Genomic DNA, 10,225 nt, shown 5'->3' on the forward strand with positions numbered 1-10,225 from the left:
TGGGCTCCCGGGCCCCCGCCCGCCGCCCGACCCCACCACCGGGGCCCTCCCCCGCCCCCCCCTGCCCCCGGCCGGGGCCGCCCCACCCGCCCGCGGGCGCGGCCCCGCCCGGATCAGCCGGCCAGCTCGGCACGCCAGCACCGGCCAGCCGGCCGGCGCCTCAGGCCAGTGCGGAGACGATGTCGGCGACCGAGCGGCGGCGACCGGTGTAGAACGGCACCTCCTCGCGGACGTGCAGTCGGGCGCGGGAGGCTCGTAGGTCACGCATCAGGTCGACGATCCGGTGCAACTCGTCGGCCTCGAAGGCCAGCATCCACTCGTAGTCGCCGAGCGCGAACGAGGCGACCGTGTTGGCCCGTACGTCCGGGTAGCCGCGGGCCATCTGGCCGTGCTCGGCGAGCAGCTCCCGCCGCTCGGCGTCGGGCAGCAGGTACCAGTCGTACGACCGGACGAACGGGTAGACGCAGAGGTAGGCGCGGGCCTCCTCGCCGGCCAGGAACGCCGGGATGTGGCTCTTGTTGAACTCGGCCGGCCGGTGCAGCGCCATCTGCGACCAGACCGGGGTCATCGCCCGGCCCAGGGCGGTCCGCCGCAACCGCAGGTACGCGTCCTGGAGCGCGTCGCTCGACGCGGAGTGCCACCAGACCATCAGGTCGGCGTCGGCGCGCAGCCCGGACACGTCGTAGGTGCCGCGCACCACCACGTCCTTGCCGGCCAACTCCTCGATCAGCGACTCGACCTCGCCGGTGACGTTGTCCCGCAGCGACGGCAGCGGCGCGCTGGCCCGGAACACCGACCACATGGTGTAGCGGATGGTGGAGTTGAGTTCCTTCAGTCGGGCCGCGTTGCTCTGCTCGGTCATCTCCCCGATCCTTCCAGTGCCGTGATGATCTCCTCGGCCGCCGTCTCACCGGAGCGGACGCAGACCGGGATGCCGACCCCGTCGTAGCCGGCACCGGCCAGCCGCAGCGTCGGATGTGCCGCCCGCAGCGCCGAACGGGCGGCGACCACCCGGTCGAGATGACCGGGGGTGTACTGCGGCAGCGCGCCGCCCCAGCGCTGCACGTGCCCGGCGACCGGGGCGGGCAGCGGCGCACCCAGCACCGCCGACACTTCCCGGTGCACGGTCGCGGCGAGGTCCTCGTCGGGGCGCTGGAGCTGCTCCTCGTCGCCGTACCGGCCGACCGAGGCGCGCACCAGGGCCAACCCGTCCGGCCGGCGCAGGTGCCCCCACTTGGTGGTGAAGAAGGTGGCCGCCTTGACCAGCAGCCCTTCGGTGGCGGGCACCAGGAAGCCGGAGAGGTCCGGCAGCATTGCTCCGGGCAGCGCCAGGGTGACCAGCGCGACGCTCGCGTAGTCCAGCCCGCCGATCTCCGTCGCCGCCTCCGGGGCGACGTCGGCGAGCAGCCGCGCCGCCGGCCGGGCCGGCACCGCCAGCACAACCGCGTCCACGTCGACGTGCTCGGGGTCGCGGGTCGGACCGACGGTCAGCCGCCAGCCGGCGCCGGTCGGGGTGAGTTCGCGGACCGCCGCGTGGCGGTGGACCGTCGCGCCGCTGGCCGCCGCCGCCGCGTCGACCAGGGTGCTCAGCCCGCCGTCGAGGGTGCCGAAGACCGGCTCACCGGGGGCGCGCGGCGCGGCGGCCTGCGCCGCGCGCACGGCCGCCAGCAGCGTGTGTTCCACCCGGGCGGCCCGGGCCAGCGCCGGCATGGTGGTGACCAGGGACAGGTCGTCGGCGCGGCCCGCGTACACCCCGCCGAGCATCGGGTCGACCAGCCGGTCGACCACCTCGTCACCGAACCTCGCGCGGACCAGTGACCCCACGGCGATGTCCTGGTCGGCACCGAGCAGGGGCCCACCGCCGTCGCGGTCGGCCTCCGGCGTCGGCCGCGCCACCGCCGCCACCTTCTCCAGATCACCGGGTACGCCGACAAGCGTGCCGCCCGGGATCGGGCGCAGCCCGCCGTCGACGGCCAACGCCGCCTGCCCGACGCTCGGGTGCACGATCCGTCCCGCCAGGCCGAGCCGGCGGATCAGGGCGACGGCGGCGGACTCCCCGCCGGCCGGGTCGCGCATCAGGAACGACTCGGCGCCGAACTCGACCGGCCCGCCGGCCAACTCGCCGGTGCGCAGCTTGCCACCGAGGGCGCCGGACTGCTCGTACACGGTGATGTCGACGTCGGCGGGTGCGCGGTCACGCAGCCGCACCGCGGCGGCCAGGCCGGCGACACCGCCGCCGACCACCGCCACCCGCCGCCTCGGCACGGCGGTCAGCCCCGGTCGACCGGTCGCGTGGACAGCTCGTGCACCAGGGCGACCACCCGGGTCAACACCTCCGGGTCGGTCTCCGGCAGCACGCCGTGACCGAGGTTGAACACGTGCCCCGGCGCGGCCCGGCCCTGCGCCAGGATCCGGCGCACCTCGGTCTCCACCACCGGCCACGGGGCCAGCAGCAGGGTCGGGTCGAGGTTGCCCTGCACCGCCCGCTCCGGCCCGATCCGGCGGGTCGCGACGTCCAGCGGCGTACGCCAGTCGACGCCGACCACGTCGGCGCCGGCCTCGCCCATCGCGCCGAGCAGTTCGGCGGTGCCGACCCCGAAGTGGATCCGGGGCACACCGGTGTCGGCGAGCCCGGTCAACACCTTCGTCGAGTGGGGCAGCACGAACCGGCGGTAGTCGGCCTCGGAGAGCGCGCCGGCCCACGAGTCGAACAGCTGCACCGCCGACACACCGGCCTCGATCTGCACCCGCAGGAACGCCAGGGTCACCTCGGCCAGCCGGCCGGCGAGGGCGTGCCACAGCTCCGGCTCACCGTGCATCAGCGCCTTGGTCTTGGCGTGGGTACGCGACGGACCACCCTCCACCAGGTAGCTGGCCAGCGTGAACGGGGCCCCGGCGAAGCCGATCAGCGGGGTGTCGCCCAGCTCCTTGACCAGCAGCCGGACCGCCTCGTCGACGTAGTCGACGTCGTCGCGCCCGATGGGCCGGATCCGTTCGACGTCGGCGGCGGTCCGCACCGGTTCGGCCACCACCGGACCGGTGCCGGGCACGATGTCCAGATCGACCCCGGCGGCGGCCACCGGCACCACGATGTCGCTGAACAGGATCGCCGCGTCCACGTCGTGCCGGCGAACCGGCTGAAGGGTGATCTCGGTGACGAGGTCGGGCCGGCGGCAGGACTCCAGCATCGCCACGTTGGCCCGGATCTCGCGGTACTCCGGCAGCGACCGGCCCGCCTGGCGCATGAACCAGACCGGGGTGTGCGGAACCGGCCGGCGGCGGCACGCCCGCACGAAGGGCGAATCAGCGGGCCCGCCGGGGCGGGATTCGTCGTCTCGGGCGGCGGTGCCCGTGGTGTCGGTGGTCATCGCGGCAATCGTGCCACGCGGCCGATCGCCACCCCCCGCCCACCGCCACCTTTGTGACGTGGAAGGGAAAGACCCAACGCCGTCGACAGTCGTGGATCATCGGGGTGCCGATCTCGGCGTGCCGACGCGACCGAACCGGTACGGCGGCTTAGGCTGCGGGGCATGGCCCCCCCGATCGCGCTTCCGGACACGTTCGCCCGCGCGGTCGCGGGGCTCCGGTCGGCGACGCCCCGGCCGGAGATCCTGCTGGAGGAGGTGGGGGCACCCCAGCGGCTGGCCCCCTACTCCTTCGCGCTCTCCGCGGCCGTGCTGCGCGACGGCGACGAGGTGGCCAGCGGGCGGCTGATCCTGCTGCACGATCCGGCGGGACACGAGGCGTGGCAGGGCACGCTGCGGCTGGTCACCTACGTGACCGCCGAGATGGAGGTGGACCTCGCCGCCGACCCGCTGCTGCCCGGGGTGGGATGGACCTGGCTCACCGACGCTCTCGACGCCCAGGACGCCGGGTACCGGGCCATCGGCGGGACGATCACGCAGACGATGTCGACCCGGTTCGGTGAGCTGGCCGGCCCGCCCGCGACCGGCGACGTGGAGATCCGCGCCTCCTGGACACCGACCGGCGTCGACCTCGCTGCCCACCTGGACGCCTGGTGCACCCTGCTGGCCTCCACCGCCGGCCTGCCGCCGCCCGGCGTCACCGCCCTGCCGGAGCGCCGCCCAGCCGCCACCGGCTGAGGGCCGACCCGGTGCCGACCCCGCCGGTCCCGGCCGGGCGGCCGACACGCGGCGGGGCGGGTGGCGGCACTCGATCCACTCGCGCACTAGGGTTGGCAGGTGACCGACGAACCACCCCTGCGCCGTCGGGCCGCCGCAAGCCGTACGGGAAACGACACGCAGCACCCGCCGTCGGCGCGGTCGGAGCCCTCGGACGCGGGGACCGAGCCCACCGGCGGCGAGTCCGTGCCGCTGACCGCGCCCCGCGAGGGCACCCCCGAACCAGTCGCCACCCCGGATCAGCTCGCCGAGGTGGTGGCGCGATTCGCCAGCGGTGCCGGCCCGGTGGCCCTGGACGCCGAACGCGCCTCCGGCTACCGGTACAGCCAGCGCGCGTACCTGGTGCAGCTGCGCCGCGCCGGTGCCGGTACCGCGCTGATCGACCCCCTGCCGCTGCCCGACCTGAGCGCCCTCGACGCCGCGATCGCCGAGACGGAGTGGGTGCTGCATGCGGCGAACCAGGATCTGCCCTGCCTCGCGGAGTTGGGACTGCGGCCACGCCGGTTGTTCGACACCGAGCTGGCGGCGCGGCTGGCCGGCTTCGAGCGGGTGGGTCTCGCCGCCCTCACCGAGCAGTTGCTCGGATTCAGCCTGGAGAAGCACCACTCCGCGGCGGACTGGTCGAACCGGCCACTGCCCGAGTCCTGGCTGACCTACGCCGCGCTGGACGTCGAACTGCTGACCGACCTGCGCGACGCGCTCGACGCGGAGCTGACCCGGCAGGGCAAGTCCGAGTGGGCGGCGGAGGAGTTCGCCGCGCTCGTGGCCAGCGGCGCCCGACCGCCCCGGGTACGCGCCGAACCGTGGCGACGGACGTCCGGGATCCACCGGGTCCGGGGCGCGCGGGCGCAGGCCCGGGTCCGTTCCCTGTGGTACGCCCGGGACCAGATCGCGGCTCGGCGGGACTCGGCACCGGGCCGGGTGCTGCCCGACTCGGCCATCGTCGCGGCGGCGGAGTTGGATCCGAGAGACGAGAAGGCGCTGCTCACCCTGCCCGGCTTCGGTGGTCGGTCGGTGCGGCGGCTGGCGCGTACCTGGCTGGCGGCGCTGGATGACGCGCGGCAGTTGCCGGACGACGCCCTACCGGTGGCGCCGACCGTGGAGGGTCCACCCCCGCCGCACCGGTGGGCCGAGCGGGACCCGGTTGCCGCCGGCAGGCTGACCCGCTGCCGGGAGGTGGTGTTGCGGGTGGCCGGCGAGCACAACCTGCCCCCGGAGAACCTGATCTCGCCCGACACCATCCGCCGGGTCGCCTGGCAGCCGCCCGAGGAGATCACCGACGCGACCGTCGCCGAGGCCCTGCGCGCCCACCACGCCCGCGAGTGGCAGATCGCCCTCCTCCTCCCCCACCTCCCCACCGCCCTCACCCCCACCCCCTGACCCACCACCCGCCCCCCCCCGCCGCGCCCGCCGCGCCCGCCGGTTCCCACCCCGGTGATCAAGAAGTTCGCGTCAGCCGCACGGCGTGTCGCTGACGCGAACCGCTTGATCACCGCAGTGCTGATTGGGCGGCGGCCGGGTGGGTGGGTGGGTGGGTGGGTGGGTGGGTGGGTGTGGGGTGGGTTACAGGGGGAGGTGGCGCGAGGGTTATTACTGGCGAGTAGCATCGGGGAAACGCCAGTGCTGGCGACCTTTGTCCGGTCCGTCGTGCGCCTGCGGCGCGACGAGCCGGATCGTGGTCGAATAGGAGGCTCATCGTGCCCCGTGAAGTCCGGGATGTCGTCTTCGTCGACGGTGTCCGCACCCCCTTCGGCAAGGCGGGTGGCATGTACGCCAACACCCGCGCCGACGATCTGGTGATCCGCTGCATCCGCGAACTGCTGCGCCGTAACCCGCAACTGCCGCCCGAGCGGGTCGAGGAGGTGGCGATCGCCGCCACCACCCAGATCGGCGACCAGGGCCTGACCATCGGCCGCACCGCCGCACTGCTGGCGGGCCTGCCCAAGACCGTTCCGGGTTTCGCCATCGACCGGATGTGCGCCGGGGCGATGACCGCCGTGACCACCGTCGCGGGCGGCATCGCCATGGGTGCCTACGACATCGCGATCGCCGGTGGCGTCGAGCACATGGGCCGCCACCCGATGGGCGAGGGCGTCGACCCCAACCCGCGCATCATCGCCGAGAAGCTGGTCGACCCGTCCGCGCTGGTGATGGGCGCCACCGCGGAGAACCTGCACGACCGGGTCCCGCACATCACCAAGCAGCGCACCGACGCGTTCGCCCTCGCCTCACAGCAGAAGACCGCGAAGGCGTACGCCAACGGCAAGCTGCAGGACGACCTGGTGCCGGTGGCGATCCGCGACGAGGAGAACGGCTGGGGCCTGGCCACGGTGGACGAGGCACCCCGGGACACCTCGATGGAGAAGCTCGCCACCCTCAAGACCCCGTTCCGTCCGCACGGCAAGGTCACCGCGGGCAACGCGGCCGGCCTGAACGACGGCGCCACCGCCAGCCTGCTCGCCGACGAGGCCACCGCCCGCGAGCTGGGCCTGCCGGTGGCGATGCGGCTGGTTTCGTACGGTTTCGTCGGCGTCGAGCCGGAGGTGATGGGGGTCGGCCCGATCCCGTCGACCGAGAAGGCGCTGCGCATCGCCGGCCTGACCATCGACGACATCGGCCTGTTCGAGCTGAACGAGGCGTTCGCCGTGCAGGTGCTCGCCTTCCTCGACCACTTCGGCATCGCCGACGACGACCCGCGGGTGAATCCGTGGGGCGGCGCGATCGCGATCGGTCACCCGCTCGCCTCCTCCGGCGTACGGCTGATGACCCAGCTCGCCCGGCAGTTCGCCGAGCACCCCGAGGTCCGTTACGGCATCACCGCCATGTGCATCGGCATCGGCATGGGCGGCACGGTCATCTGGGAGAACCCGCACTGGACCGGGTCCGCGCAGACGGAGGGTGGAGACAAGTGAGCGCGAGGAGTGAGCTTGCGAGCCCCGCAGTCGGGAACGAGGGAGATTCAGTGAGCGCGCTCGCCGCACCGAACGAGGTCGTCACCAGGGCACTGCTGCGGCAGGTGAACGTGCCGGGGCTGGACCGTCCGGCCGCCCTGATCACCCTCGACAACGGATTCGACCACACCAAGCCGAACACCTTCGGCCCCGGCGGCCTGACCAGCCTCGACGAGGCGATCAGCGCCGCGCTCGCGGCCGACCCGGCGTTCATCGCGGTCACCGGCAAGCCGTACATCTTCTGCGTCGGCGCGGACATCACCGGCCTGCCGCAGCTCGCGGACCGCGAGCAGGCGCTGGAGATCGGCCGGCTGGGTCACCGGGTCTTCGCCCGGCTCAAGGACAGCTCCGTGCCGACCTTCGCCTTCGTCAACGGCGCGGCGATGGGCGGCGGTCTGGAGCTGGCCCTGCACTGCCACTACCGGACCCTGTCGGCCGGCGCGACGGCGCTGGCGCTGCCGGAGGTCTCCCTCGGTCTGATCCCGGGCTGGGGCGGCACCCAACTGCTGCCGAACCTGATCGGCATCCCGGCCGCCACTCAGGTGATCATCCAGAACCCGCTCATGCAGAACAAGATGCTCAAGCCGAAGCAGGCCGCCGAGCTGGGCATCGCGGACGTGCTGCTGGAGCCGGCCGACTTCCTGGAGCGGTCCCTTGAGTGGGCCGCCGGTGTCGTCCGGGGGCAGGTCGAGGTGACCCGGCCCGAGGTCGACAAGGACATGTGGGCCGGCGTGCTGTACTTCGCCCGGCAGACGCTGGACCAGCGGCTGCACGGCGCGGTTCCGGCCGCGTACCAGGCGCTCGACCTGCTGGAGACGGCGAAGGACGCCGACTTCGCCACCGGCACCGCCGCGGAGGACGAGGCCCTGGCCGACCTGGTCTTCTCCGAGGAGCTGCGCAGCGGCCTGTACGCCTTCGACCTGGTGCAGCGGCGGGCCAAGCGGCCGGCCGGCGCGCCGGACAAGGGCCTGGCCCGCCCGGTCACGAAGGTCGGCATCGTCGGTGCCGGTCTGATGGCCAGCCAGCTGGCGCTGCTGTTCGCCCGCCGCCTCCAGGTCCCGGTCGTGCTGACCGACCTGGACCAGTCGCGGGTCGACAAGGGCGTGGGCTACGTGCACACCCAGATCGAGAAGGCGGTCAGCAAGGGCCGGATGGACAAGGGCACGGCCGCGAAGCTGTACGGCCTGGTGTCCGGCTCGGTCGACAAGTCCGTCTTCGCCGACGCCGACTTCGTCATCGAGGCGGTCTTCGAGGACCTGAACGTCAAGAAGCAGGTCTGGGCCGAGCTGGAGAAGATCGTCAAGCCGGAGGCGGTCCTCGCCACCAACACGTCGTCGTTGTCGATCACCGAGATGGCGGCGGAGCTGGAGCACCCGGAGCGGGTCGTCGGCTTCCACTTCTTCAACCCGGTCGCGGTGCTGCCGCTGCTGGAGATCGTCCGGGGCGAGCGGACCGACGACGCCACCCTGGCCACCGCGTTCGCGGTCGGCAAGCAGCTCAAGAAGTCGAGCGTGCTGGTGAAGGACGCCCCGGCGTTCGTGGTGAACCGGCTGCTCACCCGCTTCCTGGGCACCGTGTTCGCCGCCGTCGACGCCGGCACCCCGCTGGAGGTGGCGAACCGGGCGCTCGACCCGCTGGGTCTGCCGATGCGCCCCCTCGCCCTGCTCCAACTGGTCGGGCCGGCCGTTGCGTACCACGTGGGCGGCACCCTGCACGCGGCGTTCCCGGACCGGTTCGGCGTGAGTGAGAACCTCAAGCGGATCGCCGACTCCGGCCAGCCGATCGTCGTCGACGACGAGATCAACGCCGAGGTGGCGAAGCTGCTGGTGGTCGGCGACCAGCCGCTCACCGAGGAGCAGGTACGCCAGAACGCGCTGGACGCGCTGGCGCAGGAGATCCGGCTGATGCTCGACGAGGGCGTCGTGGCCGAGGCGCAGGACATCGACCTGTGCATGATTCTCGGTGCCGGTTGGCCGTTCCACCTGGGCGGCGTCACGCCGTACCTGGACCGGACCGGCACCAGCGAGCGGGTCACCGGCAAGCGGTTCCTGCCACCCGGCGCGGCCAGCCTGGCCGGCTGAGCGGCGACGAACGACACCGATCGCGGTGGTCACCCGACGAGGTGGCCACCGCGATCGTTTTCTCGTGGTGCTGCTGGTGCGGATGCGACACCTGGCTACGATGACCGATCCACCCGAACCCCAGGAGCTGACCGCATGTCCCACCCCTCGGACGAGCACCAGAACCCGCCGCCCGCCGGTACGTACCCGCCCCCGGGCGGGTACCCCCAGCAAGATTCCGCCCCGTACCCATCGGCCGGGGCCCAGCCGGTGCCGCCGCAGCAACCCGGCCAACCGGCGCCCGGCACCTATCCGCCGCCCGGCGCCTACCCACCACCCGGCCAGCCGTACCCCGCCGGTCCTGCGCCAGCCGGGCCGGGGCAGGCCGGTCAGGGATTTCCCGGCCCTGGATTCCCCGGCCCCGCGCCGGCCGGTCCGCCGAAGAAGAAGTCGCGGGTCGGGATGATCGTGCTGATCGTTCTCGCGGTCCTGCTGGTGCTCTGCGTCGGCGGTGGCACCGCCATCTGGTTCGCGGTCAAGGACGACGTCAGCGAGGCCGTGGACGCCACCCGGACCCGGATGGTCGCCCCGGCCACCCTGGCCGGCCGACCCAAGAACACCGACCCCGAGTTGCAGCAGGCGGCCGACGACATGGTTCGCGACATCCGCTCGACGGTGAGCAACGAGACCAGCGCGGTGGGCGCCTTCTACGGTGACCCGGCCGCCGAGGACCTTGTCATGATCGCAGGCGCGTCCGGCCTGATGTCCGACCCCAAGCAGGAACTCGACGCGGCGGTCCAGGGCCTCTCCGCCGACCTGGGCCTCAGCAACATGACCTCGGTGGACCCGGGTCCGCTCGGTGGTGAGGCGAAGTGCGGCGACGGCCTGACCGAGGACGTACCGCTGGGCGTCTGCACCTGGGCCGACCGGGGCAGCGTCGGGCTGATCGTGATGTTCTTCTCGTCCCGCGCCGACGCCCAGGCCGAGTTCGTCACCATCCGCAGCCAGATCCAGCAGCGGGACTGACCGCAGCCGGCAACAGGGCTGCGGAGGAGACCCCGCCAGCCCTGTT

8 protein-coding genes are annotated in these 10,225 nt (G+C 73.3%); 5 read left to right on the top strand and 3 right to left on the bottom strand.

Going from position 1 to position 10,225, the window contains the following annotated elements; all coding sequences use genetic code 11:
• Positions 1–160 precede the first annotated feature (160 nt).
• From hemQ to hemE, 3 genes are read right to left on the bottom strand one after another with little or no spacing between them, the layout of a single operon-like run.
• Entirely contained in the window at positions 161–862 is a 702-nt protein-coding gene (gene hemQ / locus V5O40_RS27100) for a hydrogen peroxide-dependent heme synthase (RefSeq protein ID WP_332908085.1), read from the bottom strand.
• A complete protein-coding gene (gene hemG / locus V5O40_RS27105; protein WP_332908086.1) occupies positions 859–2,265 on the bottom strand; it encodes a protoporphyrinogen oxidase in 1,407 nt (468 codons plus the stop codon). The genes hemQ and hemG overlap by 4 nt, the downstream gene beginning before the upstream one ends.
• A gap of 5 nt (positions 2,266–2,270) precedes the next feature.
• Entirely contained in the window at positions 2,271–3,368 is a 1,098-nt protein-coding gene (gene hemE / locus V5O40_RS27110; RefSeq protein WP_332908087.1) for a uroporphyrinogen decarboxylase, read from the bottom strand.
• Positions 3,369–3,530: 162 nt separating this feature from the next.
• Here hemE and V5O40_RS27115 point away from each other — a divergent pair, with 162 nt between their 5' ends.
• From V5O40_RS27115 to V5O40_RS27135, 5 genes are all read left to right on the top strand, one after another.
• Complete coding sequence (locus V5O40_RS27115; RefSeq protein ID WP_332908088.1) at positions 3,531–4,103, top strand: DUF3000 domain-containing protein; 573 nt, start codon at positions 3,531–3,533, stop codon at positions 4,101–4,103.
• A gap of 99 nt (positions 4,104–4,202) precedes the next feature.
• Positions 4,203–5,522, top strand: coding sequence for a ribonuclease D (locus V5O40_RS27120; RefSeq protein ID WP_332908089.1), 1,320 nt, complete (start codon positions 4,203–4,205; stop codon positions 5,520–5,522).
• Between the two features lie 317 nt (positions 5,523–5,839).
• Positions 5,840–7,054 carry a thiolase family protein gene (locus V5O40_RS27125; RefSeq protein WP_332908090.1) on the top strand — a complete coding sequence of 405 codons (1,215 nt, stop codon included), beginning with the start codon at positions 5,840–5,842 and terminating at the stop codon, positions 7,052–7,054.
• A gap of 50 nt (positions 7,055–7,104) precedes the next feature.
• The gene (locus tag V5O40_RS27130) at positions 7,105–9,174 is read left to right on the top strand and encodes a 3-hydroxyacyl-CoA dehydrogenase NAD-binding domain-containing protein (RefSeq protein WP_332908091.1); all 2,070 of its coding nucleotides are present in this window, start codon (positions 7,105–7,107) and stop codon (positions 9,172–9,174) included.
• Positions 9,175–9,309: 135 nt separating this feature from the next.
• Positions 9,310–10,179 (top strand): hypothetical protein, encoded by an 870-nt coding sequence (locus tag V5O40_RS27135; RefSeq protein ID WP_332908092.1) that lies wholly within the window; start codon positions 9,310–9,312, stop codon positions 10,177–10,179.
• Positions 10,180–10,225: the final 46 nt, after the last annotated feature.

It is taken from the genome of Micromonospora palythoicola, assembly GCF_036689795.1.
GTDB classification, from domain to species: domain Bacteria; phylum Actinomycetota; class Actinomycetes; order Mycobacteriales; family Micromonosporaceae; genus Micromonospora; species Micromonospora palythoicola.